At 71.8% G+C, this 24930-nt stretch carries 23 protein-coding genes and 1 pseudogene; 15 read left to right on the plus strand and 9 right to left on the minus strand.

Annotated elements, in window-relative coordinates:
- Positions 1-38: 38 nt before the first annotated feature.
- The 9 genes from SAM23877_RS33985 to SAM23877_RS34025 form a co-directional block, all read right to left on the minus strand.
- Positions 39-773, minus strand: a complete 735-nt coding sequence (locus SAM23877_RS33985) for a D-Ala-D-Ala carboxypeptidase family metallohydrolase (protein ID WP_053141540.1) — start codon at positions 771-773, stop codon at positions 39-41.
- Between the two features lie 133 nt (positions 774-906).
- Entirely contained in the window at positions 907-2505 is a 1599-nt protein-coding gene (locus SAM23877_RS33990; RefSeq protein WP_053141542.1) for a polyamine aminopropyltransferase, read from the minus strand.
- A gap of 10 nt (positions 2506-2515) precedes the next feature.
- The gene (locus SAM23877_RS33995; RefSeq protein WP_053141544.1) at positions 2516-2953 is read right to left on the minus strand and encodes a DUF350 domain-containing protein; all 438 of its coding nucleotides are present in this window, start codon (positions 2951-2953) and stop codon (positions 2516-2518) included.
- Positions 2954-3009: 56 nt separating this feature from the next.
- Positions 3010-3414 carry a DUF4247 domain-containing protein gene (locus SAM23877_RS34000; protein WP_053141546.1) on the minus strand — a complete coding sequence of 135 codons (405 nt, stop codon included), beginning with the start codon at positions 3412-3414 and terminating at the stop codon, positions 3010-3012.
- Positions 3411-3917 carry a DUF2617 family protein gene (locus SAM23877_RS34005; RefSeq protein WP_053141548.1) on the minus strand — a complete coding sequence of 169 codons (507 nt, stop codon included), beginning with the start codon at positions 3915-3917 and terminating at the stop codon, positions 3411-3413. The genes SAM23877_RS34000 and SAM23877_RS34005 overlap by 4 nt, the downstream gene beginning before the upstream one ends.
- A 420-nt stretch (positions 3918-4337) precedes the next feature.
- Complete coding sequence (locus tag SAM23877_RS34010; protein ID WP_053141550.1) at positions 4338-5546, minus strand: PucR-like N-terminal domain-containing protein; 1209 nt, start codon at positions 5544-5546, stop codon at positions 4338-4340.
- Positions 5547-5759: 213 nt separating this feature from the next.
- Positions 5760-6707 (minus strand): hypothetical protein, encoded by a 948-nt coding sequence (locus SAM23877_RS34015; protein WP_053141552.1) that lies wholly within the window; start codon positions 6705-6707, stop codon positions 5760-5762.
- Positions 6708-6783: 76 nt separating this feature from the next.
- A complete protein-coding gene (locus SAM23877_RS34020; RefSeq protein ID WP_053141553.1) occupies positions 6784-8361 on the minus strand; it encodes a DUF6801 domain-containing protein in 1578 nt (525 codons plus the stop codon).
- Between the two features lie 113 nt (positions 8362-8474).
- On the minus strand, positions 8475-9107 hold the full coding sequence (locus tag SAM23877_RS34025; RefSeq protein WP_053141556.1) for a hypothetical protein: 633 nt from the start codon (positions 9105-9107) through the stop codon (positions 8475-8477).
- A gap of 731 nt (positions 9108-9838) precedes the next feature.
- Here SAM23877_RS34025 and SAM23877_RS34030 point away from each other — a divergent pair.
- The 15 genes and pseudogenes from SAM23877_RS34030 (at position 9839) to SAM23877_RS34100 (ending at position 24924) form a co-directional block, all read left to right on the plus strand.
- Positions 9839-10915, plus strand: coding sequence for an ABC transporter ATP-binding protein (locus SAM23877_RS34030; protein WP_079030590.1), 1077 nt, complete (start codon positions 9839-9841; stop codon positions 10913-10915).
- Complete coding sequence (locus SAM23877_RS34035) at positions 10912-11676, plus strand: MlaE family ABC transporter permease (RefSeq protein ID WP_053141558.1); 765 nt, start codon at positions 10912-10914, stop codon at positions 11674-11676. The genes SAM23877_RS34030 and SAM23877_RS34035 overlap by 4 nt, the downstream gene beginning before the upstream one ends.
- Positions 11677-11681: 5 nt before the next feature.
- Positions 11682-12488 (plus strand): MlaE family ABC transporter permease, encoded by an 807-nt coding sequence (locus tag SAM23877_RS34040; protein WP_053141560.1) that lies wholly within the window; start codon positions 11682-11684, stop codon positions 12486-12488.
- Position 12489: 1 nt separating this feature from the next.
- Positions 12490-13751: pseudogene (locus SAM23877_RS34045) on the plus strand (MCE family protein).
- On the plus strand, positions 13748-14806 hold the full coding sequence (locus SAM23877_RS34050; protein ID WP_053141562.1) for an MCE family protein: 1059 nt from the start codon (positions 13748-13750) through the stop codon (positions 14804-14806). The pseudogene SAM23877_RS34045 and the gene SAM23877_RS34050 overlap by 4 nt, the downstream one beginning before the upstream one ends.
- The gene (locus SAM23877_RS34055; protein ID WP_053141564.1) at positions 14803-15906 is read left to right on the plus strand and encodes an MCE family protein; all 1104 of its coding nucleotides are present in this window, start codon (positions 14803-14805) and stop codon (positions 15904-15906) included. The genes SAM23877_RS34050 and SAM23877_RS34055 overlap by 4 nt, the downstream gene beginning before the upstream one ends.
- On the plus strand, positions 15903-16922 hold the full coding sequence (locus tag SAM23877_RS34060) for an MCE family protein (RefSeq protein WP_053141566.1): 1020 nt from the start codon (positions 15903-15905) through the stop codon (positions 16920-16922). Before SAM23877_RS34055 ends, SAM23877_RS34060 begins: the two co-directional genes overlap by 4 nt.
- 104 nt (positions 16923-17026) lie before the next feature.
- Positions 17027-18238, plus strand: coding sequence for an MCE family protein (locus tag SAM23877_RS34065; RefSeq protein WP_053143146.1), 1212 nt, complete (start codon positions 17027-17029; stop codon positions 18236-18238).
- On the plus strand, positions 18235-19542 hold the full coding sequence (locus SAM23877_RS34070; RefSeq protein ID WP_053141568.1) for an MCE family protein: 1308 nt from the start codon (positions 18235-18237) through the stop codon (positions 19540-19542). Before SAM23877_RS34065 ends, SAM23877_RS34070 begins: the two co-directional genes overlap by 4 nt.
- Positions 19539-20057, plus strand: coding sequence for a hypothetical protein (locus tag SAM23877_RS34075; RefSeq protein WP_053141569.1), 519 nt, complete (start codon positions 19539-19541; stop codon positions 20055-20057). The genes SAM23877_RS34070 and SAM23877_RS34075 overlap by 4 nt, the downstream gene beginning before the upstream one ends.
- Positions 20058-20119: 62 nt before the next feature.
- Positions 20120-20929 (plus strand): nuclear transport factor 2 family protein, encoded by an 810-nt coding sequence (locus tag SAM23877_RS38520; protein ID WP_079030858.1) that lies wholly within the window; start codon positions 20120-20122, stop codon positions 20927-20929.
- A 26-nt stretch (positions 20930-20955) separates the two neighbouring features.
- Positions 20956-21504 (plus strand): hypothetical protein, encoded by a 549-nt coding sequence (locus SAM23877_RS34085; protein ID WP_053141571.1) that lies wholly within the window; start codon positions 20956-20958, stop codon positions 21502-21504.
- A gap of 27 nt (positions 21505-21531) precedes the next feature.
- Entirely contained in the window at positions 21532-22347 is an 816-nt protein-coding gene (locus SAM23877_RS34090) for a hypothetical protein (protein WP_053141573.1), read from the plus strand.
- A 37-nt stretch (positions 22348-22384) separates the two neighbouring features.
- On the plus strand, positions 22385-23638 hold the full coding sequence (locus SAM23877_RS34095; protein ID WP_053141575.1) for a lytic transglycosylase domain-containing protein: 1254 nt from the start codon (positions 22385-22387) through the stop codon (positions 23636-23638).
- Positions 23639-23730: 92 nt separating this feature from the next.
- Complete coding sequence (locus SAM23877_RS34100; RefSeq protein WP_053141577.1) at positions 23731-24924, plus strand: acyl-CoA dehydrogenase family protein; 1194 nt, start codon at positions 23731-23733, stop codon at positions 24922-24924.
- Positions 24925-24930 lie beyond the last annotated feature (6 nt).

Genomic DNA, 24930 nt, shown 5'->3' on the forward strand with positions numbered 1-24930 from the left:
TGCCGAGCGCCCGCCCGCCCCTGTCGGTCCCGGCTGGTTCAGATGCCGCAGGTGGGAGCCGACCAGTACGGCGACGGGTCGAAGGCCACGTGGGTGTGGTCGTTGTGGCCGGGGTAGCCCGGGCCGAGGATCTCGGAGAAGCCGTGCGTCCTGGACTGCTGGGCGAGCCGGCACAGGGACGGCGAGCCCACCAGGTCGGCCGCGTCGCCGTAGAGGTGACGGCTGGTGGCGGACCCGCCGACCGCGTTGTTGCACGCGCGGGAGCGGAAGCCGCTGGAGATGGTGAGGGGCACGTCGCCGAGGGCGTGCCGCATCGCCTCCAGCTTCCACATGGTCTTGAGCGCGTTCGACTTGGCGGTCGCCGCGGAGACCGCGCCGCCGGACCAGTCGGAGTTGCACTTGTTGAGCTCGGCGTAGGTGAAGTGGACGGGTGTGCAGTCGGCGTCCTGGAGGGAGTAGATCTTGCTGAACGTCGCGGATCCGGCGACGCCGTCCGCACTCAGGCCGTACGCGGCCTGGAACTTCTTCACCGCCGCGGCGGTCCGCGCGCCGTACTGGCCGTCGTAGGAGAGCCGTTCACCGGAGGTCACCCACCCGGCGACCCGGATCTGGAGCTGGGTCACGTCGCTGCCGGAGGAACCCTCGGAGAGCGTGCGGTTCCACGTGTAGCAGGAGTCGGCGTGCGCGGTGCCGGCGGTGGCGCCCACTCCGATCACCGCACCGGACGTGAGCATGACAAGAGAGAGAAGCAGGCGTGACGCGCGTCTGAACATCCAGGCCTCCCGACCGTTGAGTCGACAACAACCGAAGCCCAGCGTGCGGCAACGAGCTACGCGCGTCAACGGCGCCGCCGGGAAACGAGATCGTCGTTCCGGCGGCTGCCCGCGGGCGCGGTTGGCGGCCGGTTCAGTAGTTGCGCCACTCGTCCAGGACGTATTCGAGCACCGCGGGGTCCATGAGGGTGCTCGGCCGTACGTCCGTGCGGCGGCGGTCGACGGGGAACACGGTCGCCGCCCGCAGGACCGCGTCGTCCAGGTAGCGCAGCTTCGGGACGTCCGCGGCGAGCCTCAGGGGCGGGGGGCCGGTCGAGTCGGAGGCGAGCACGAAGCCCCAGTTGCCGAAGCTCGGCACGTCGACCTGGAACTTCGTCGTCGCGTATCCCGCCGCCTCGATCGTCTTCGCGATCGACCAGTACGTCTTCGGGGCGAAGAACGGTGACCCGCTCTGGACCATGACCTTGCCCTGCGGCGCCAGGACCCGGCCGAGCAGGTGGTAGAACTCCACCGAGTACAGCTTCGCCAGTGACGCCGAGTCCGGGTCGGGGAAGTCGATGATCACCGAGTCGTACCGCTGCCGCGCGTCGCGCAGCCAGGTGAAGGCGTCGGCGTTGACCACCTCGACCCGCGGGTCGTCCAGCGCGCCGCCGTTGAGCTCGCGCAGGGGTTCGTAGGTGCGGGCCAACCGGGTCATGGCGGGGTCCAGTTCGACCAGGGTGACGTGCTCGACGTCGTCGTACCGCAGCACCTCGCGCAGCGCGAGCCCGTCACCGCCGCCCATGATCAGTACGTTGGAGCGGCGGCCCGACAGCGCGGGGTGGACCAGCGACTCGTGGTACCGGTACTCGTCGACCGAGCTGAACTGGAGGTCGCCGTTGAGGAAGAGCCGCAGGTCGGGGTCGCCCGTGAAGGCGGTGGCGCGGGTGATCACGATGTCCTGGTACTGCGTGGTCTCGGAGTGCACGATGGGATCCGCGTACATGTGCTGCCGCGCCGTCACCTCCAGGTCGTCCGCCAGCACGTACGTGGTGCCGAGCACGGCGAGCACCGCGGTGACGCCGGCCAGCAGGAGGGCCCGCACCGCGCGACCGGTCTCGTGACGGAAGATGAACACCACGACGATGACGCCGGCGACCGCGTTGACCGCGCCGACCACCAGCGCGCCCTTCAACTGGCCGAAGGTCGGCAGCAGGAGCAGCGGGAAGCACAGGCCGCCCACGAGGGCCCCGATGTAGTCGACGGCGAACATGTCGGCGACGGCGCTGCTCGCCTCCTGCCGGCGGATCCGCTGGAGCAGGGTCATCAGCAGCGGGATCTCGGCGCCGATCAGCAGGCCGATCACCAGGGACACCAGGATCATCGCCGGCATGTAGAGCTGCAGCCAGGCGAAGGCCGCGTACAGCCCGAGGACGGACAGGCCGCCGATCAGGGCCAGTGCCCCCTCCAGTACCGCGAACGCGACGACGGCGTGGTTGCGCAGCGGTTTGGCGGCCAGTGAGCCCAGGCCCATGGCGAAGACCATCACGGAGATGACCACAGAGGTCTGGAGCACCGAGTTGCCGATGAGGTAACTGCCCAGCGCGGTCAGGGCCAGTTCGTAGACGAGGCCGCAGGCCGCGCAGAGGAAGACGGAGAGCAGCAGGAGGAACCGCGCCCCCCGGGTGGGCCGGGTGGCCGGGGGGCGCGGAGGAGTCGCGGTGTCGCGGTCGCCGAGGGCGGTGGAGCTCATGGGGGCGGTCCTAGGAGAGGGCCGCGCCGACCATGAAGGCGGTGCCCAGATACATGCCGGCCTGGACCCAGGCGGCGGGGTGCGGGCGGTCGTCCCCGTCCTCCAGGGCGACGGCGCCCATCTGACCCGGTGTGAGCATGCCGATCACGATGCCGACCAGCGTCATCACCAGCACGCCGGCCAGGCCGTAGAGGAGCGTGCTGAGCAGGCCCTGGCCGAGCCCCTTCTCCGACTCGCTCGCCCGGATGGCCTCCATGATGACCAGGCCCACCGCGACGGACTGGCTGCCCAGCAGCACGGCCGCCCCGCGGTTGCGGTCCCGCCACACGACGTGGAAGAGCTTGCCGGGCGTGACGAGGTCGAGGGCGACGAAGCCGACGGCCATCACGGCGAGGCCCACGACCCCGTAGAGCAGGGCCTGGCCGGCCGACTCGAATATCTCGGTCACTGCGTTGCCTTTCTGGGGGCGTTGTCAGGGTGGGGAGGCGGTGTCGCGCGCCGGTGTCACTTGCCTTCGCCGGGGCCGCCGCCGCGGTAACTCTGGCTGTTCGGGTTCGGCCAGTTGACGAGGTGCTGCTGGTGGCGCCGGTAGCCGTTGCGGTAGTCCTCGATCTCGATCAGACTGCCGCCGCGGTGCGGCGAGACGGTCACCATGTCGTCGCCGTAGCGCAGGAAGCGCATGCCGCCGCCGGAGGACCGGTCGAGGGCCTTGCGGTGGTCGTGGATCGCGTCGGCGACCCGGGCCGGTGAGCTGTCCTTGTCGAGCCACCGGGACCCGCTGACGGTGTAGGTGTCGCGGATCCAGGAGCGCGGGACGCCCTCGTCCCCGCCGCCGCTGGAGCAGGCCGAGAGCAGGAGCGTGACCAGCGTGGCCGCCACCGCTCCGCGGACGAGTCGGGCGCTGTTCATCGGGCCTCCAGCCGGGTGTGTGTCGATACGATGTGCCCGTCCTGCGGGTAGGTGTGCCAGGTGCGCCACGCGAGTCGGGCAGGGGACGGCTCGTCGGACGCCTCGACGACCACCGCCGTCACGGCCTCGGGTGAACCGGGGAAGACTCCGCACAGGCTGTGTTCGGCGTCGGCCACCCGGGCGAGGATCCCCGCCACCCGCGCGCTGAACCCGTCGGGGTCCAGGCGTGCGGTGGTGGCGCCGAAGCCGTAGGACCAGCCGGCCAGTTGCCGGGTGTGCCGGGTGGGCAGTCCCTTGACGGCCCCCGGCAGACAGGCCACCGTCTCCCGCACCGGCCCGGCGAAGACCTGGTGCGAGGCACCGAGCAGTCTCATGCGTACGGTGAGTTCCCCCACGAGCACCTCACGTTCGGCGAGCGCAGGCCGTTCGGTCAGGTCCAGTGAGAAGCAGAGCTGGTCCGCGGCCGTGTCCAGATAGGGAGCTTGCAGAGATACAGCGTGCACGCGGCGCGGCCCCCCGGTCCGATATTGCTATGAGCGGCGCTGAGTATGGCACATGCGACCGGGGATCCGGTGCGGTGGGGGCCTCCCCGTGCCCGTCCGCCGGGCGAACCGCGTACGCGACGAGCGTCCCGGGGAGAGGCGGGTGACCGGCGGTCCGCCGCCCGGTGAGCGCGGTGACCGCTGCCCCGCGGGTGACCGCGTGCGCTGTCGGCGGCGTCGGGAGTATCGCCCCGCCGGGCGGACCGAGGGGGCGCCGGCCGTTCGGCGGCAGAAGAAGGGGGCTCGCCCACTCCCTGATCAGGTCAGGAAGTGAACGAGCCCCTATGAGTGACGTCCGGTCCCGGATACGGCGCTGTCACGACGGTCGCCGTCGGCCCGGGTAGGTGAGCGGTCGCCGGTGTCCGCCCGCGCGGGCCGCTCCTACTTCCCGGTCTCGCGGGAGAGCAGGTGCAGGGCGCGCAGCGTGGCCTCCAGGGCGAAACGGTGATCGGGGTCGGCGAGGCGGTCGCCCAGGAGGGCGTCCAGGTTCCGCAGGCGGTAGCGCACGGTCTGGGCGTGCACGCCCAGCATCTCGCCGACCTGCTCCGCCGGTGCGCGGGTCGAGACGTGTACGCGCAGGGTCTCCACGAGCCGGTCGCGGCGGCTGGCCGGCAACTGTTCGATGGGGGCCAGCTCCGCGGCCGCGAGATGGCCGACGAGCGCCGGGTCCGACAGCAGCCAGAGCGTCACCAGGTGGTCCTCGCAGCGGACCACGGGAGCGTCGGCCACCACACCCTCGTCGATCAGCTTGAGCACACGGCGCGCCCAGCGGACGGAGTCGGCCGCCTGGGCCAGCGGCACGGTCAGCCCCATTACGGCGTGCGAGCCCGCCAGGGCGGCGTCGAGCATCGTCAGCCGCTCGGGGGTGAGGGCTCCGGGCACCAGCAGGTGCGGATGGGGGACGTCCAGGTCGAAGAGGACGTCTTCGGCCAGGCCGGCCTGGAGGTGCTCGGGGAGCGGCGGGCGCAGGGCGACCATGGTGACGTCGGCGGGCAGCGGCCAGGCGGCCGCCTCGCAGAGCCCGGACAGGGCCTGGGGCAGCGGCGGCCCGGTGAGGATGAGGTGGAGGAGGCGTCTGCGCTGTGCCGGGACCTCGGAGGAAGCCCGCGACTGCACCTCGACGTAGCCCTCGCGGGAGATCTGCTCCAGCTCCTCGACGTACGCGAACAGGGCGTCGGCGAAGGCGAGTATCAGGGTGGGGGAGAGCCGGTACTGCTGGCCCACGGCCCTCGCCCGGCGCAGCGCGATGCGCGCTCCGAGCCGGTAGGCGCCCTGGAGGGTGTCCAGTTCGCGGCCCTCGTAGGCTTCCACGCGGCCGAACCTGCGCAGCAGTTCGTCGCGGAGCGCGGCGTTCTTGCCGGGGTCGGCGACGCGGTCCACGAACGCGTACAGGGCCTGCTCGACGCCTTGGCGGATGGCGTCGGCGTTCGGGCCGTTGAGCAGCCGCCCGTACACGGGGTAGGCACGGGTGACCTCGGCGCCGATCTCCTTCATGAGGCCGGGTAACTCGGGCCGCATGAAGGCGGCGAACTCCTTGGGGAGCGGTTCTAGCGGTTCACCGACTTCCGGCGGCCGCGTGGTTGAAGGCATGAGTGCCGTCCCTTGCTCTCCGGTGCCCACGGTGCACCGGTCGTGTGCCCCGGTCCTTCACGAAGGAGGCACACGACCGGACTTGACGTGATGTGTGTCTGGGCTGCTGAAGCTAAATCAAGTTCGTTGGGACGTACACAGTCTGTGCACATTTAGATGCGGTGGGACGTGGCGGGGCTGCCGGTACGGCTGGGAATCGCCCTCGTGCGGCCATTACTCGACGGCCGAGTGCCAGTTCCGTGACAGGTGCTTGCCCGCGTCGGGGGCGACCGTGCCGGGAGCGTTCAGGCCGGCGAGGTGGGTCTGGGCGTTGTTGAGCGTCAGGCTGTTGTTCCCGGCGGCGGAGGGCAGCCCGGTCTTGGCGTTGACCGCGGCGTCGATCAGTCCGAACAGGCCCAGTCCGCAGCCGCTGGCGCCGGGCACGGCGAAGGAACTGTCGTTCTGCGTGGCCCCGGTGAGGTTGATGCGGCTCATCTCACCGTCGTCGGCGACCGTGCCGTCACCCCGGAAGAACGACATGCCGAACTCGGGGAACTGCCGGTTCTCCGGCCGGAGCACGATCGGCTTGGCCGCGGAGCCTATGTAGCACTTGCTGCCCAGGAACGGATTCTCCAGGTGGATGCGGACCGGCAGGGCGACGATCGGCTCGTCGGTCAGGATGCCGGCGGTCTGGTTGAAGTCGTAGGGGGCTCCGACGGACTCCACCGTCGCCGTGATCTTGTTGAGCGAGCTGTTGCTGAGCTGCTCGCAGATGGCCGTGACCGCGGGGATGTTGCTCGGGCACATCAGGCCCAGCAGTCCGCCGGGAACGGTCGCGGAGTCGGCGATGAGGGCGCCGCCCGCCGGGGCCACCACGGAGCTGGTCCCGTCGGAGTTCTGGATGACGCCGATCTGGAGGTTGGTCCTGCCCGTGGTGACGGTGGTCTTGCCCAGCTTGATGGAGCCGTTCGGCGAGGTCGAGACCACACACTGCGGAGTGCGGGCCAGACCGTCGGCGGCCAGCATCGCCGGGGCGTCCACGGGGCAGCGGGTGAAGGGCGCCCACTCGCCGTTGGGTACGGCGACCGCCGCGGTCGCGGTGCCCATCGAGGCGAAGGCGCCGAGGGCGGTGCCGAGGGCGGTGGCGGTGGTGGCGACTCTGGCGCCGAGGGAGAACCGCATGATGTGGCCTTCCGTGTCAGGGGATGGGGAGGGTGCGGGCGGAGCGGGGGGTGGGACGGTCGGGGCGGGAACCGGGTCAGCGTTCGGCCACCGGGATCTCCAGGGGCTGCAGGTCGGGCGTGCACTCGTCAGGGTTCGGCACCTCGGCCGAGACGTAGCAGGCCTGGCCCTGGATCTGTTTGACGTAGTTGCCCGGGCCGGAGACGGAGGCGGTGAGCAGGCGGTCGAGCTTCTCGCCTCCCGCGGTGCCGCAGCCGGTGAAGGCGGGGATGTCGACCTCGCCGGTCAGCGGACCGCCGGAGAGCAGCAGGTAGCCGGTGGCGGGCTCGCCGGTGACCTGCTCGCCCCGGCCGTGCAGGACCAGGTGGTCGCCGGGGAACTTCTCCGGGTCCGGTTCCGGCGAGACGAGGGACGTCTTCGTCCGGCACTCGTTCCCCACGTCCAGCGGGGTGCCGTTGACCTTCAGGGACGTCACGCGGAGCACGACCGGTGCGCGGACGTAGGTGTCCGTGCTGGTGAACAGGAAGTCGGTGGTGCCGTGCGAGTCGATGGTCATCGGACCCGTCTGCTCCAGCACCATCGTGGCCGTGGTCGGAGTGAAGTCGAAGGTGAGGAAGGTCGCCTCGAAAGGAGGGGTCTCCTTGCGCTGCCGGTGGTAGAGGTCCGCGGTGGAGTGCTGCCTGATGTAGGCGCCGCTGAAGTCCGGGAAGAACTCGAACTCGGGCTCGCCCTGGGTGATGAGCGTGCAGAACGGCGGGACCAGCGCGGCGCCGTCGAGCTTGTTCACGTTGGAGTAGCCGGTGATGTAGGCGTTCAGGGACATCGGTCCGGCCGGGTACTTCTCGTCGTACTTGCAGGTCGGTGCGTTCCGCTCGGCGGCGGGGCCGCCCGGCGCGGGCTCCGCGACCTTCGGGGCGCGTTCGCCCTGCCGGTCGGCCGGCTCGTCCGTCGGCTCCTCCGGCGTGCCGGAGGCGGAGGGAGACCCGGACGGCGATCCGCTCGGGGCGTCGGTGCCGCCCTCCGCGCTCGTGCCGACCTGGACGGTGGCCAGCCGGCCGCCGTCCGGGGCCTCGTCGGCGAGGGTGCAGTCGACGGTCACCGAGGCGGGATCGGTGGAGCCGCCGTCCGTGGTGGTCAGGGCCAGGTCCAGGGCGAAGCCCCCGGCGGTCATGGTCAGTTCGCCCGCCCCCTGGCCGGTCACCGAGGGCACGTCCCCCGTCGCGGTCAGCGTCAGCGGTCCGGTCGCGGTCAGTCGCGTGGGCTCCGTGCCGCCGCGCCACGTCGCCTCGGCGGTGGCCTCGCCCTGCGCCACGCCGACCGAGAGCCGGGTCGCCGCCCGGACACCGGCCGCGCCCAGCGCCACGAGGTCCGCCACCGCCGGCTCCGGCAGTTCGACGGTCGTGGTCACGTCCGAGGGCTCGATCGGCTCACCGGGCGCCACCCGCTCGGGGAAGGCCGCCGTGACCTGTACCGTCGCGGGCTGCCGCCCGGAGGGGAACAGGCACGTGTACGGCAGCGCGGCATCGACCTCCTGCGTACCGGCCGCCCCCGCCGCCGCGGGCACGGTGGCCGCCAGCACGACGAACGCGGCGATCGCCGCGCCGCGAGCGCGGCTGCGGACTGTCCGTGGGACGGCGGTACGGGGGCCTGTCATCTGTCACTCCGCTCGAGTTGTTCCACGGTCCGGACGGCCGGTGGCGGCCGCGGCGTGCCGGCGGCCCGCACGTCCGGCCGGGATCACCGGCCGGGCGGCGAGCCGCCCCCTGCTTACGGGTTGGAACCGACGATCTTCGGGATGGTGGTGGTGCCCGTGACCTTGACCGCGTAGTTGCCCTTGAAGGTGGGCTTGGTGGCGGTGGTGACCACCGAGCCGCAACCGGAGGCCGAGGTGACGACCAGGTCGCCGCTGACACTGGCGACCGCGAGGATGCCGGTGGAGTTCGTGTAGGTGGCGGTGGCCTTGCCCTGCACGTTGAACACGCAGGCGCCGGCGGTCACCTTGGCCTTGACGTTGCCGACGTAGCCCTTGGTCACACCGGTGGAGGCGGTGTAGTCCTGGGCGACGACGGTCCAGGGGGTGGTCGCGACGGTCGTGACGTTGCCCAGGACGCTGGTGCACGGCGAGCCGCTGGTGCCGAAGTTGATGGCGTTGATGCTCGCCACGGTCGCGGGGTTGCCGGTGGTGCTCGCCATGGTGCCCGAGGCGCTGGACGTCGTACACGTCATCGGGATGTTGGCGGTCAGCACGATGTTCCCGCTGTTGGTCGCCGAGAAGTTGGCCGGCGACGGGGTGACGGTCCAGACCGTCGAGGGGACGGCCGAGGCGGGGGCGACGGTCATGGCGAAGGCGGCGGCACCCGCGCCCGCCACGACGGCAATTCTGGACAGGGACTTCTTCATGACGTGGGGACTCCCTTGTGGATTGACCGGCAGAGAGGGATCTCGCCCGTACCTGTGGAGTGGGGACGGGCGCAGTGCGGCCCGGAAATCATCGACCGCGAGCCACGACGTTACTTGCGGGAAACTTAGGCGAACAATGGCGTCGGTCATGATTCTTTGGAGAACGGGAAATATCTGTTCCCCAAGTGAGCGGTCCGGAGCCCGGCATAGTCATCCGCTGCTAAGTAAGGCGCCGGCGCGGGGGTCGCGGCCGGGCCGCTCCGGGGGAGGTGGGAGTCGGTCCGCAGGCCCTGTCCGGCCTCGCGTTGCTCACCGAGTGACAAGAGGAAGGCGCGTATTTGTCGCCGCGCTGACAAAGGCGCGGTGGCTCAACCGAATCCTTCGGGAAAGTCGGATCCTCCTCTTGCCCGCGTAGGTTACTCAGCCGTAGCGTGCCGGGCACGGCGCTGATCTCCTGGTGGGTGCCCCCCCATGCCGAGGAGGCGCGATGGATGATTTCCGGCCTTGCCCTCCTTCAGGGGCGGACATCCGTCGGCAGGGCCGCGCGGAGTCCCTCCCTCCCAGAGCCGCGCGACCCTGCCCCGCACCCGGCGGACAACGTGCCGGACGCGACTTGTCCACGCAGTGACAAAAGGCGAGGAGGCCGGCGTTCCACCTGTGGTCAGCAAACGGTGCACCGGCCTGGCGTGCGCTCCTCGGTGCGCGCCGATCTCACCTGCTTTGGAGGTGATATGGGAATCGAAGTGGTGGTCGAGGGCCTCACCAAATCCTTCGGCAGGCAGAAGATCTGGCAGGACGTGAGCCTCACCCTGCCGGCCGGAGAGGTGAGTGTCATGCTCGGCCCGTCCGGCACCGGAAAGACGGTGTTCCTCAAGTCGCTCATCGGACTGCTGAAACCGGAGCGCGGCCGTGTCCTCATCGACGGCGTCGACATGGTGAGCAGCCCGGAGCGGGATATCTACGAGACCCGCAAGAAATTCGGGCTCATGTTCCAGGACGGCGCCCTTTTCGGTTCCATGTCCCTCTTCGACAACATCGCCTTTCCGCTGCGCGAGCACACCCGGAAGAAGGAGTCGGAGATCCGCCGCATCGTCATGGAGCGGATCGAGGTCGTGGGCCTGCTGGGCGCCGAGGGCAAGTTGCCGGGAGAGATCAGCGGCGGCATGCGCAAACGGGCCGGACTCGCCCGCGCGCTGGTGCTCGACCCGCAGATCATCCTGTGCGACGAACCCGACTCCGGACTCGACCCCGTCCGCACCGCCTACCTCTCCCAGCTGCTGATCGACCTCAACGCACAGATCGACGCGACGATGCTGATCGTCACCCACAACCTGGACATCGCCGCCACGGTCCCCGACAACATGGGCATGCTCTTCCGGCGCGAACTGGTCACCTTCGGTCCGCGCGAGGTACTCCTCACCAGTGAGGAGCCGGTCGTGGCCCAGTTCCTGGCCGGCCGCCGTGAGGGGCCGATCGGGATGTCGGAGGAGAAGGACGCCGCCACCCTCGCCGCCGAGGCCGCGGGGCCGCGCGGCGCCGACGGCCCCCGGGAGATCACCCCCCAGCTGGAGCCGTCCCCCGGGCTTCCGGCGCGCCGTGCCGTCACCCGGCGCCGGGAGCGGGTGCTGGGCATGCTCGACCGGCTGCCGCCCGCCGCCCGCGCCGCCATCGAACGCACCTACGCCGCCCGCCCCGCCGACACCGCGGCCACCACCGGGCCCGGCGTTGCCGGCACATCCGCCGGTCCGGGCGCCCCCGGCACCACCGCCCCGACGGTCCGGATGCCGGCCACCGGGAGCGGCGCATGATCACCGGTGCCCTGCGGCAGACCGGTCGGCTGTTCGCGCTCGCCGCCGAGGTGGCCCGTGCGATCTTCCGGCGGCCGTTCCAGTTCCGGGAGTTCGTGGAGCAGTTCTGGTTCATCGCCAGTGTCACGATCCTGCCCGCGGCCCTGGTCTCGATCCCGTTCGGCGCCGTGATCGCCCTCCAGGTCGGCTCGCTCACCCAGCAGCTCGGCGCCCAGTCCTTCACCGGCGGCGCCAGCGTGCTGGCCGTCGTCCAGCAGGCCAGCCCGCTGATCGTCGCCCTGCTGATCGCGGGCGCGGCCGGCTCCGCCATCTGCGCCGACCTCGGCTCGCGCACCATCCGCGAGGAGCTGGACGCCATGGAGGTCATGGGCGTCTCACCGGTGCAACGCCTGGTGGTTCCCCGTGTCCTGGCCACCATGGGCGTCGCGGTCCTGCTCAACGGCCTGGTCTCCGTGGTCGGCATCCTCGGCGGCTACGTCTTCAACGTCTTCCTCCAGGACGGCACCCCCGGCGCCTACCTCTCCAGCTTCTCCGCCCTCGCCCAGCTGCCCGACCTCTACGTCAGCGAACTCAAGGCCCTGGTCTTCGGGTTCATCGCCGGGGTCGTCGCCGCCTATCGGGGTCTCAACCCGCGCGGCGGCCCCAAGGGCGTCGGCGACGCGGTCAACCAGTCCGTCGTCATCACCTTCCTGCTGCTCTTCTTCGTCAACATGGTGATGACGGGCGTCTACCTCCAACTCGTTCCGCCGAAGGGAGGCTGAGGTCCGTGGCCTCCCCGCTCGTCTGGCTCGACCGCTCCGGCGACCAACTCCTGTTCTACGTGCGCTCCCTGCTGTGGATCCCGCGCACCCTGCACCGCTACCTCCGAGAGGTCCAGCGGCTCCTCGCCGAGGTCGCCTTCGGCACCGGTGGCCTCGGGGTCGTCGGCGGCACCATCGGCGTGATGATCGCGATGACCCTGTTCACGGGCACCGTCGTCGGCCTCCAGGGCTACGCGGCACTCGACCAGATCGGCACCGCGGCCTTCACCGGGTTCGTCTCCGCCTACTTCAACACCCGCGAGATCGCCCCGCTCGTCGCGGGACTCGCCCTGTCCGCGACCGTCGGCGCCGGCTTCACCGCCCAGCTCGGCGCCATGCGCATCAACGAGGAGGTCGACGCGCTGGAGGGCATGGGCATCCGCTCCCTGCCCTACCTGGTCACCACCCGCATCATCGCCGGCGTCGTCGCCATCATCCCCCTCTACGCGATCGGGCTGCTCTCCTCCTACCTGGCCTCCCGGTACGTGACGGTCCTCTTCAACGGCCAGTCCCGGGGCACCTACGACCACTACTTCAACCTGTTCCTGTCACCCACGGACGTGCTCCTGTCCGTCCTGAAGGTGTTCATCTTCAGCGTGATGGTGATCGTCGCCCACTGCTACTACGGCTACCGCGCCTCCGGCGGCCCCGCCGGAGTCGGCACCGCCGTCGGCCGGTCCGTGCGCAACGCGATCGTGCTGATCAGCGTCACCGACTTCTTCCTGTCGCTGGCCCTGTGGGGCGCCACCACGACCGTGAAGGTGGCGGGGTGACATGGCCGCAGTGAACACGGCACGGGGCGCGACCACGCGCCGGCGCCTCGCGGGAGTGGTCTTCCTGGTGGTCCCCGCCCTGCTGGTGTGGCTCGCGATCGCCGTCTACGACAAGAGGTTCACGGACTCCGACCCGGTGGTCGTGGAGGCCGCGAGCGTCGGCAACGAGATGCACCTGGGCGCCGAGGTCAAGCTGCGCGGTGTCGTCGTCGGCGAGGTCCGCGAGATCGACGCCACCGACGACGGCGCCCGGCTCACCCTCGCCCTCAGGCCCGGCGCCCTCGCCGACATCCCGGCCGACGTACGCGCCCAGATGCTGCCGACCACCCTCTTCGGTGAGCGCTTCGTCGCCCTCGTCCCACCCGCGTCGCCCTCCGCGCAGCCGCTGGCCGCCGGTGCCGTCATACCCCAGGACCGCTCCGCCAGCGCCGTCGAACTCCAGGAGGTGCTGGACAACGTGCTGCCCATGCTCACCGCCGTCCAGCCGCAGAAACTCTCCGCGACCCTCTCCACCGTCTCCCAGGCCCTGGAGGGACGCGGAGACCGGCTCGGGGACACCCTCACCCTCCTCGACTCCCACCTGCGCGAGTTCAACCCCCAACTGCCCACGCTCAACCGCGACCTGAAAGAACTCGTGAAGGTCAGCCACGTGTACGCCGATTCCGCGCCCGACATCCTCACGGCCCTCACCGACTTCACCACCACCAGCGGCACCCTGGCCGAGAAGGAGAGCGAGCTGGCCGGCACCCTCGGAGCCACCACCGGCACGGCCGAGGACCTCACCGCCTTCCTGAGGCAGAACCGGGACAACATCATCCGGCTCTCCGCCTCCTCCCGGCCCACCCTGGAACTCCTCGCCGAGTACTCCTCGGCCTTCCCCTGCACCCTGCGCACCCTCGCCGACTTCGTGCCGGCCATGGACAAGGCCCTCGGCAAGGGCACCGACCGGCCCGGCCTGCGCGTCGACGTCACCACCGTGACCTCCCGCGGCGCCTACCGTCCCGGCGCAGACACCCCCTCCTACGACGCCGGCGGCGGCCCCCGCTGCTACCCCGTCCCCTACCTCGGGGTCGCCGCGAAACCCGCCGTACAGGTGCCCGCGTCGGCCGGCCAGGACCTCGGCCCGGCCAACTCCCCACAGGAGAACGACCTCGTCAACGAACTCCTCGCACCCGCCCCTGCAAGGCCCCCGCCGGCCTCCCCGAGTGGAGCAGCCTCCTGGCGGGCCCGGCGCTGCGCGGCACGGAGGTGACCCTGAGATGACGCCCCGCCGCTCCGCCCCCACCCGGCGCCGTCCGCTGACCGGCCCGCTGCTGAAGTCCCTCGCCTTCCTCGTGGTCACCGCGCTGGCCACGACCGTCCTCGGACTGAGCGTCTCCGGCACGGGCGTCGGCGACGACAGCGTCTCCTACAAGGCGCTGTTCACCGACGCCACCGGCGTCACCGACGGCGACAGCGTGCGGATCTCGGGTGTCGAGGTCGGCGAGGTCACCGATGTCCGCGTCGTGGACCGGCGCACGGCCCAGGTCACCTTCAGCGTCCGCGACGACCGCACCCTGCCCCGTTCGACCACCGCCGCCGTGAAGTACCTCAACATGGTCGGGCAGCGCTACATCGCCCTCGACCGGGGCAGCGGCGACCTCACCGGAACCCTCGACGCCGGCGACACCATTCCGCTGGACCGCACCGCCCCCGCGCTCGACCTCACCCTGCTGTTCAACGGGTTCAAGCCGCTCTTCGAAGGCCTGTCCCCGAAGGACGTCAACGAGCTCGCCGGCTCCATCGTCCAGGTCCTCCAGGGCGAGGGCGGCACCGTCGACAGCCTCGTCCGGCACATCGGTTCCGTCAGCACGACGGTCGCCGCCAAGGACAAGGTCGTCGGCGAGGTGGTGAAGAACCTCAACACGGTCCTGACCACCCTCAACGACCGCGAGGCCGACTTCGACGACCTCGTGGACACCCTCCAGAAACTCGTCACCGGTTTCAACGGGGACCGCAAACCGCTGGGCAAGGCCGTCGCGGCCATGGGCGATCTGACCACCGTGACCGCCGACCTCCTCCAGGAGGGACGCGCACCCCTCAAGCGCGACATCCGCGAACTGGGGCGCCTCTCCGCCAACCTCGGCGACGCCACCCCGCAGATCGAGGACTTCCTCGCCCGGACGCCCGCCAAGATGACCGCGCTGGGCCGCCTGTCCTCGTACGGGTCCTGGTTCAACCTCTATCTCTGCGAGGCACGCGTGGGCCCGGTGACCACCTCCACGGGCTCCGAACCGCCCACCGGCATCGCTGTCACCGAGGCGAGGTGCGGCGCATGAGCCTGCTGCTGCGTCGCGAACGCCGCGCCGAGACCGCGCCGGCACCCCGCCGCCCACGCCGACCGCGCCTGAAGCCCGTCAAGGACCGCAACCCGGTCGCCGTGGCGATCGTCGGCCTGCTCCTGCTGGCCCTGCTCACCGTCTTCGCCTACAACGCCGACCGGCTCTCCCTGACCGGCGGCGGCACCACCTACACCGCCGACTTCACCGAGGCCGCGGGCCTCGACGCCGGCGACGAGGTGCGTGTCGCCGGCGTCAAGGTCGGCGAGGTCACCTCCGTCGCCCTCGACGGCGACCGGGTGAAGGTGACCTTCGAGGTGGAGGACGCCTGGATCGGCGACCGGACCACCGCCGCCATCGCCATCAAGACGCTGCTCGGTGACAAGTACCTGGCCCTCGACCCCCTCGGCTCGGCACGCCAGGACCCCGGCGCCCGCATCCCGAAGACCCGCACCACGTCCCCCTACGACGTCACGCAGGCGTTCCAGGACCTCAGCGGCACCGTCGACGCCATCGACACCCAGCAGCTCGCCGAGAGCTTCGAGACCATCTCCCAGACCTTCGAGAAGTCGCCGCCGCACGTGCGCAAGGCGGCCACCGGCCTGTCCGACCTGTCGAGGACCGTGTCCAAGCGCGACCGTGAACTGTCCGAACTCCTCAAGGGCAGCGCCCGGTTCACCAAGACGCTGGAGAGCAAGAAGGCCGGCTTCGAGACCCTCATCGAGGACGCGGGACCGCTCCTCGGCGAGCTGCGCGACCGCCGGGACGCCATCAGCGCACTGCTCGAGGGCAGCCGCGACCTCGGCACCGAACTGGGGGGCCTGGTCGCGGACAACGACAAGCAGCTGGACCCCACGCTCAAGGCGCTCGGCCGGGTCACGACCGTCCTGGAGAAGAACGGCACCCAGCTGGACAAGACACTCGCCCTGGTCGGCCCCTACTACCGCCTCGTCGGCAACACCCTGGGCAACGGCCGGTGGTTCGACAGCTACCTCTGCGGGGTCGTGCCCCGCGACTACCTGCCCGCCCAGTCCCAGCCCACGAACGGGTGCATGCCGCCGAAGCAGCAGGCGGCGGCCCGGGGGAGCGGTGAACGATGAGCAGACGCAGACGACTCCTCTCGGCCGCGATCGCCCTCGCCGTGGTCGCCGCCGGGCTGGCCACGGCACGGGCCCTCGACGACGGCGGCACCCGGATCACCGCCTACTTCGACCGCGCCGTCGGCATCTACGCGGGCTCCGACCTGCGCGTCCTCGGGGTACGGGTCGGCGAGGTGGAGTCGGTGCGGCCCGAGGGCACCCGGGTGCGGGTCGAACTCGACCTCGACGACGGCGTACGGGTCCCCGCCTCGGCGCGGGCCCTGGTGATCGCACCCAGCGTCGTCGCCGACCGCTACGTGCAGCTCACCCCGGCCTACCGCTCCGGACGGACCCTCACCGACGGCGCCGTCCTGCCGGCCTCCCGCAACCGCACCCCGGTCGAGATCGACCAGCTCTACGCGTCGATCACCGAGCTCAGCGAGGCACTGGGGCCCGACGGGGCCAACTCCTCCGGTGCCCTGTCCGAACTGCTGAAGACCGGTGCCGCCAACCTCGACGGCAACGGCGAGGCCATCGGCGGTGGCATCGAGGAGTTCGGCAAGGCCGCCAAGACCCTCGACGGCTCCAGCGACGACCTGTTCGCCACGTTGAGCAGCCTCCAGACCTTCACCACCATGCTGAAGGACAAGGACACCGAAGTCCGCACCGCCCAGGAGGGCCTGGACACGGTCGTCGGCTTCTTCGCCGACAACAAGGACGACCTGGCCGGCGCCCTGGAGGAACTGGGCACCGCACTCGCCCAGGTGAAGACCTTCATCGAGGACAACCGGGGCGAGCTGAAGAAGAACGTCGACAAGCTGGTGCCGATCACCGAGACCCTGGTCCGCCGGCGTGCCTCGCTGGCCGAGGCCCTGGACGTCGCACCGCTGGCCGCGGGCAACGTCGTGGGCGCCTACGACACCGACACCGGCATGCTCGACGGCCGCGCCAACCTCAACGAGATCAGCATGGGCGGCCCCTTGCTGCCCCTGCCGGTGACAGGCGGTTCCGCGACGTCGGGGGAGGGGGCGAGGTGAAGCGCGTCATAGGCCGCCGGGGCCGGGGAGCCGATCCGGTGGAGGCTCCCGGCGAGGACCAGGTGGAGACGGCGCGGGCCGACCGGGTGGAGGTCCACGGCACGGTGCGGCGGGGAGCACGCACCACCGGTACGGCCGTCGGCGCCGGACTGGGCGGAGTCCTCGCCCTCGGGCTCGGCTTCGCCCTGGCCCTCGGCGCGTTCTCCGTCACGGCCCCCCGCTTCGGCGGCATCGAGGACCTGCCCCTGCCCGGCGGCGCCGACCTCGGTTCCCACCCCTACACCGTCAGCGCCGAACTCGACGACGTCCTCAGTCTCGTGCCGCAGGCCGCGGTCAAGGTCAACGACGTCGCCGTGGGCCGGGTCACCGAGATCCGCCTCGACGGTGACGACTGGTCGGCCCGCGTCACCATGGAGATCAACGGCGACGTGCGGCTGCCCGCCGACGCCACCGCCCGCCTCGAACAGTCCAGCCTGCTCGGCGAGAAGTACGTCCAGCTGAGCGCGCCCGCCGAGCCGGCCGCGGGCAGGCTCGCCGACGGCGCCGTCATCCCCCTGGTGCGCACGGGCCGCAACACCGAGGTGGAGGAGGTGTTCGGCGCCCTGTCCCTGCTCCTCAACGGCGGGGGCGTCAACCAGCTCAAGACCATCACCCAGGAGCTCAACAAGGCTCTCGGCGGACGCGAACCCGAGGTCCGTTCGATGCTCAGGCGGGTCGAGAAGCTGGTGGGCAACCTCGACGACCACCGCGGCGACATCACCGACGCCCTCGACGCCGTCAACCGCCTGTCCTCGACGCTCGCCGGACGCAAGGACGACGTACGCACCGTCCTGACCGATCTCTCCCCCGGACTGAAGACCCTGCACGAGCAGCGCGGCTCCCTGCTCACCATGCTGCGCTCCCTGGACACGCTCTCCGGGGTCGCCGTCTCCACCGTCGAAGCGAGCAAGGACGACATGGTCGCCGACCTCAAGGCCATCGCGCCCACCCTGAAGGCGCTCGCCGACGCGGGCACCGACCTGCCCGACTCCCTCCAGGTACTGCTGACCTACCCCTTCACGGACGAGGTGCTGAACGGGGTGAAGGGCGACTACCTCAACGTGTACCTCACCATGACGGCCGCCCCCGGCACCCAGATCATCCCGCCGCTGGTGCCCCGGAGCACGCCCTCGCCCTCCGCCTCCCCGCAGCGTGGGCGCGACAGCGCATCCGGCAAGCGGTCCGGTGCCGGAGCCCGCGGCGGGGCCACCCCCTCGGCGCCCCTGCCCCTCCCCTCCGTCTCGACGCCGCCCGGGAACGGAGACGCGCAGCGATGATCACTCTCGCCGTACGGCTGAAGAACCTCGCCTTCCTGGTCATCGCGGTCCTCGTCCTCGGCTTCGTGGGCATCCGCTACGCGGACCTCGGCCGGTACGTCGGCGCCGCCGACTACTACACCGTGGACGTCGAACTACCGCGTACCGGCGGGCTGTTCACGCACTCCGACGTCACCTACCGGGGCGTGTCGGTGGGCCGGGTCGGGCCGATCGACCTCACCGCCGACGGGGTGGTCGCGCACCTGCGCATCAAGAAGTCCGCCCCGTCGATCCCCGCCGACGCACGGGCCGTCGTGGCCGGGCTGTCCGCGGTCGGCGAGCAGTACATCGACCTGCGGCCCGAGAGCGACACCGGTCCCTATCTCGAGGACGGCACGCGCATCGAACAGCCCGACACCGAGGTGCCGGCGCCTGTCACCGACGTCCTCGCCGGCGTCAACGACCTCACCCGCTCGGTGCCGCTGGAGGACCTGCGCACGGTCGTCGACGAGTTCGGCGCGGCCTTCGAGGGCCACGGCGACGACCTCCAGGTGCTGCTGGACAACGGCAGCGCCTTCGTGGAGGCCGCCGACCGGGCGCTGCCCTCCACCACCCGTCTGCTCACCGACGGCGAGACCGTGCTGCGCACCCAGGCCGAGGAGGCGGCGGCCATCCGCGGCTTCGCCGACGGCGCCACGGAGCTCGCCCGCACCCTCAAGGGCTCCGACGCGGACCTGCGTCGCCTGCTCACCGTCACACCGGAGGCCGCCACCCAGGTCAGCGGCCTCCTAAGAGACCTCGACCCCAGCCTGGGCGTCGTCCTCGCCAACCTGCTGACCACCTCCGAGGTCGCCGTCACCCGGCAGCGCGGCATCGAGGAACTGCTCGTGAAGTACCCGGCGGCCGTCTCCGCCGGCGCCACCGCCGTCGACGGAGGAAAGATGAAGCTGGGCCTGGCCGTCACCTTCTTCAAACCCCTGCCGTGCACCGCCGGCTACGGCGGCACCCGCTACCGCAACGGCCTGGACCTCGGTACCGCCCCCGCCCTCAACACCGGTGCCTCCTGCACCGCCCCGCCCGGCAGCGGAGTCAACGTGCGCGGCTCGGCCAACGCTCCTCGGGGCGGCCCGGTACCCGAACCGGCCAGGCCCGGCTCGCTGCCCTCGGGCAGTAGCGGCGGCTCCGGCAGCGCGAAAGGGCCGACGTCCCCGAGCGCGTCCGCCGTCGAGCCGCTTCCGGGTGCCCTCGCGCTGCCGGACGTGGGCGGCGCCCGGGCTCCGGGCCTCGCGGGGCTGCTCGGCGCGGACGAGGAGGGCGGCCGGTGAGGCGGGCCCGGATCCTCACCGGAGCGGCCGTGGCGCTGTCTCTGGCCTTCTGCGGCGCCGGAGCGTGGACCTACGCGCAGGCACGCGGCGACGACTCGCTCGCCTACGGCCGCGAACGCGACGAAGCACTCGCCGACGGGCGCGACCGTCTCTCCCTCCTCCACACGCTGGACGCCTCCTCGCGGGAGCGCGCCCGGGAGGGCATCCGGGTCTGGCGCGCCGCCGCGACCGGCCCGCTGCGTGCCGAACTCGGGCGTACCAGCCCCGAGAAGGGGGCCTCGGCGCGCGGCACGGTCACGGAGGCCGCCCTCACGGCCCTCGACACACGGGCCGGCACCGCCAAGCTCATCGCGACCGTGCGCGTCGAGGTGACGCCCGCCGGAGCCGCGCGGACGACCACGGACCGCAAACGCCTGGAAGCGGTCCTGGCCCGCACGGGGCCGGGCGAGTGGAAGGTCAAGGCACTGAGCGCGGTACCGCTCGCGCGGACGGCTGAGGAGGACGACGGCCGATGACACGGCTGCTGCACATCAGGCGGGCCCGGGACGCCGCGGCCGGGGCCGGACGAACGCCACCGATCGGCGCCGACCGCGACGAGGCCGGCGAGGAGGGGGCGCGCGGCGCGCACTCGGGCGGTGGCACCGAGGCCGGGAACGAGGGCGACGCCGAGCGAGGCGAGCACGACAGGACCGCCGAGCAAGGAGCGCACGACAGGACCGCCGAGCAAGGAGCGCACGACAGGACCGCCGAGCGGGACGCCGAGAAGGACCGCACCGCCGAGAAGGATGGGCCCGCCGAGCGGGACGCCGGGGACGGCGGGGACGACAGGGCGGCCGGACCCGACGCGGACTCCGAGGCGCGACGCCCGGATCGCCGCCGTCCCTGGCGGAGCCGGCTGAGCCGGACCGTCCCGGCGGCGTGCGCCGCGGCGCTCGTCCTCGGCGGCTGCGGCTTCTTCTGGGCAGCTCACCAGGCGCGGTCCACCCCGTCGGCCGAGAACCACGCGTTGACCGACACCGCGGCCAGCACCCGCGTGGCCGGGGACGTCGGCAACGCCCTCGCCCGCGTCTTCTCGTACACGCCGGACGGAGTCGAGGCCACCGAGCGGTCCGCACGCGCCGTCCTCGGCGGACGGGCGGCCCGTCAGTACGCCGAGCTGATGGACCGGGTCCGCGCGGACCTCGCCGAGCAGCGCGTCACCCTGAGCACCCAGGCCGTACGCACCGGAGTGATCGAACTCGACGGCGACCGGGCACGCCTCCTGGTCTTCCTCGACCAGATCTCCCACCGCGGCAAGGACGGCACCACTTCCGCGGCGGCTCAGCTCACGGTCACCGCGCGTTGGGAGGAGGACCAGTGGCGGATCGTCGACATCAGGACCCACTGAAGCCCGAGCGGCGGAGGGGAGCACTCATGAAACGCGCGGCGGCCCTGCCGGCCGGGCTCCGGGCGTTGCCGGTCACGGGCCTCGCCCTCGCCCTCACCCTGGTGGCCGGGGGCTTCGCGGCGTGGACGGGCTGGGACTGGTACGAGGCGGCCCACGACGACACGAGGGCGTACGCGGTGCAGCGCGACGAGGCGCTCGCGGCCGGGGAGCAGGCGGTCCAGAACCTCAACACCCTCGACCACCGGAGCCTCGACCGGGGCCTCGACCTGTGGGAGTCCTCGACCACCGGTGACCTGCACGAACAACTGGTGTCCGGACGCTCGGAGTTCGCCACCCAGGTGAAGGGCGCCAAGACGGTCACCACGGCACGCGTGCTGTCCGGCGCCCTCACCGAACTCGACGACCGGGCCGGCCGCGCCCGGGTGCTCGTCGCCCTGAGGGTGACGGTGAAGGCGCCCGGTGACGCGAGCACCGACAAGGACAGCCGCATGCTCGGTGAACTGACCCGCACCGGCGGCCACTGGAAGCTCAGCGCCCTGGGGCAGGCTCCCGTCGGCGGCACACCGGCCGGCTGACCCGGCCGGAGGAGAGGACGACACACCATGCCGACGACCCGGCACCACCTGAACAACCTCCGCCGCCGCCAGGCCCGCGAGGCCCTGCGCTCCCCGGCGGGAACCGACGCTCCCCAGGGACGCGGCCCCCTGCGCACCCCCGTCGCCGTCGACGCCCCCGAGGGACGAGGGCGACTGCGCGATCAGCCCCGACCCGACCGGACCCGGCACACGCCCCCCGCCGCGACCGATCCCACCCGGGCGACCTCACCCGCACGCGGCACGGGCACGGGCACGGACCAACTCGACCGGGCACCCCGGCGCCCGCCCGCGGCCCACCGCCACCGTCGGGCACTCGTGGCCCTCTGCCTCCTGACCCTGGTCCTCGGCGGCTTCGCCGGCTGGGCACACGCCCGCGCGGAGTCCCTCCGCGACACTCCGGCCGCACACAACACCGCCCTCTCCGACACCGCCCGCACGAGCGAGATCAAGGGACAGTCCACGAAGGCCGTCGCCGCCCTCTTCTCGTACGACCACGCCGACCCCGACGCCCTCGACAAGGCCGCGAAGGAATGGCTGACGGGGCGCGCCGTCGCCCAGCACCGGGACCTGTTCGGCGACGTCCGCGCCCAGGCCGACCAGCAGAAGGCGGTGATCACCACGACGGTCACCGACAGCGCGGTCGAACGCATCGACGGTGACCGGGCCCGCGTCCTGGTCTACGCCGACCAGAGCAGCGTCAGCACCGCGGGCGGCAAGAAGGCCGAGGACGACGGCACCTACGCCGGGGCGATGTTCGCCGTCGACGTCCAGCGACGCGACGGTCGTTGGCTCGTCTCGGGCATCGACACCTTCGGCCGCTGACACCCGTACGCGCCTCACGACCAGGGAGTGACAGACCATGCCCGAACCCCGCGACCGACGCGTACCCGTCCGGACCCGGCAGGGTCTGCGGGCGACCGCCGTCGCCGTGACCGCGGTGGCGGCACTGACCGCCTCGCAAGCCCCCGGGCTCCCGCGGGAGGAAAGCGCCCGCCCGGGCTCCGAGGGCCGCTCCGCGCCGGCCGCGGACCTCCCGTACGCCGAGCTCGCCCCGCCCGACGACGGTTCATACCACACCGAACTCCCGCCGCTGGTCACCCCGAACGTCCCGCCGCGCGCGGGGCAGGCCGCCCGGGCGCGTGCAGAGTCCGGCATACCGGCCACCGTGCTGCGCGCCTACCGTGCCGCGGAGAAGTCCGTCGGCCGGACGGACCCGGGCTGCGCGCTGCCCTGGGAACTGCTCGCGGCCATCGGCAAGGTGGAGTCCGGGCAGGCGCGCGGCGGAGCGCTCGACCGGCACGGCACCACGCTCGGCCGGATCACCGGCCCGGCCCTCGACGGCCGCGGCTTCGCCCTGATCCTGGACAGCGACGGCGGCGTCCACGACGGCGACAGGACGTACGACCGGGCGGTGGGGCCGATGCAGTTCCTGCCGTCGACGTGGGCGCGCTGGGGCGCGGACGGCAACGGCGACGGCCGCGACGACCCCAACAACATCTTCGACGCGGCCCTGGCCGCCGGGCACTACCTGTGCGCCGGGGACCGCGATCTGAGCCGGGCCGCCGACCTCGACCGGGCGGTCCTCAGCTACAACCACTCCCGCTCCTACCTCGAACTCGTCCGCCACTGGCTGGACTTCTACCGCGGCGGCGTGCACACCGTGCCCGACGGCAAGGGCGTCATCCCGCAGTCGCCCGGAGCCGGCGGCGACACTCCGGCGACGGAGCCGGCCGACAAGGACGAGCGCGGGGGCGCCGGCGGCAAGGACGGACGCGGGGGCGGCGGCAAGGGCGAGGACGGCATCGTCATCGGCCCCGATCCCGGCACTCCCGTCCCCTCCCCCTCCCGCTCGGATCCGCCGTCGTCCTCACCGCGGCCGTCCCCGTCCGCGACGAGGCCCGTCCCCTCCCCGTCCCCCGACCCGTCCCCGACGGGCTCCCCGTCACCGGACCCCTCACCGACTCCGACCCCCACCGACTCGCCCACGCCGACCCCCGACCCGTCCACCCCGCAGGACTGCCCCACCGACTCGGCGAGTCCCTCCCCGAGCACCGGCACCTCTCCCGGCCCGGACCCGGAGGCTCCCGGGTCGGAGCCGACCTGCCCGGCCTGAGCGGGTCATCAACACCCTCCGGGGACGTGACGCGGCGGCCACGTCCCCGGAGGCTCACGCATCGCACGGCCCAACCGTGGAAGAAGGGCCGCATGACGTCACACAAGGAACAGCAGAATGCCGCCGACTTCTACGACTTCGAGAGCGCTCTGCCCGAGGAGGAGCGCAAGATCCTGGCGAGGACGCGGGAGTTCATGCGCGACGAGGTCCGGCCGCTGGTGACCGACCACTGGGCCGACGGCACCTTCCCCATGGAGCTGATCGCCCGCTTCCGGGAGAGCGGGCTGGTCGGACTGCCGTACGAGGGCTACGGCGAGCCGGGCCCGGCCGCCAGTCATCTGCTGACCGGGATGATGGCGATGGAGATGAGCCGTGTCGACGCTTCGGTGGCCACCTTCTTCGGCGTGCACAACGGACTGGCGATGTACTCCGTCCAGGCGGGCGGCGACGAGGAGCAGCGCGAGCGCTGGCTGCCCGGCATGGCGAGGATGGAGACGGTGGGGGCGTTCGCACTGACGGAACCGCTCGACGGCTCCGACATCGCGGCCGGCATGCGCACCACCGCCCGGCGTGAGGGCGACACCTGGGTGATCGACGGGGCCAAGCGCTGGATAGGCAACGCGACGTTCGCCGACCATGTCGTCGTCTGGGCCCGGGACGTCGAGGACGACCAGGTCAAGGGATTCGTCGTCGGTCGCGGCACACCCGGTTTCACGGCCGAGCCCATCGCGCACAAGACGTCGCTGCGCATCGTGCAGAACGCGGACATCACCCTGACCGGCGTGCGGGTGCCGGAGACCGACCGGTTGCAGCGCGTCTCGTCCTTCCGCGACGTCGCGGAGATCCTGCGCGCCACGCGCAGCGGGGTCGCCTGGCAGGCCCTGGGCGTCATGATCGGCGCCTACGAACTGGCCCTGCGCTACGCCACCGAGCGGCAGCAGTTCGGCAGGCCGCTCGCCGGGTTCCAACTGGTGCAGGACCTCCTGGTCAAGAGCCTGGGCAACATCACGTCCAGCTGGGGGATGCTGCTCCAGCTGGCCCGGATGCAGGACGCCGGAGTCTTCCGGGACGAGCACTCGTCGCTGGCCAAGGCACACGTCACGGCCCGCATGCGGGAGGTCGTGGCCTGGGCACGGGAGATCTTCGGAGGCAACGGCATCGTGCTGGAGCACGACGTCGCCCGCTTCTTCGCCGACGCGGAGGCCATCTACTCCTTCGAGGGCACCCGGGAGATGAACACCCTGATCGTCGGAAAGGCGATCACCGGGGAGAGCGCCTTCGTCTGACCCTCC

It is taken from the genome of Streptomyces ambofaciens ATCC 23877, from assembly GCF_001267885.1.
Lineage (GTDB): Bacteria > Actinomycetota > Actinomycetes > Streptomycetales > Streptomycetaceae > Streptomyces > Streptomyces ambofaciens.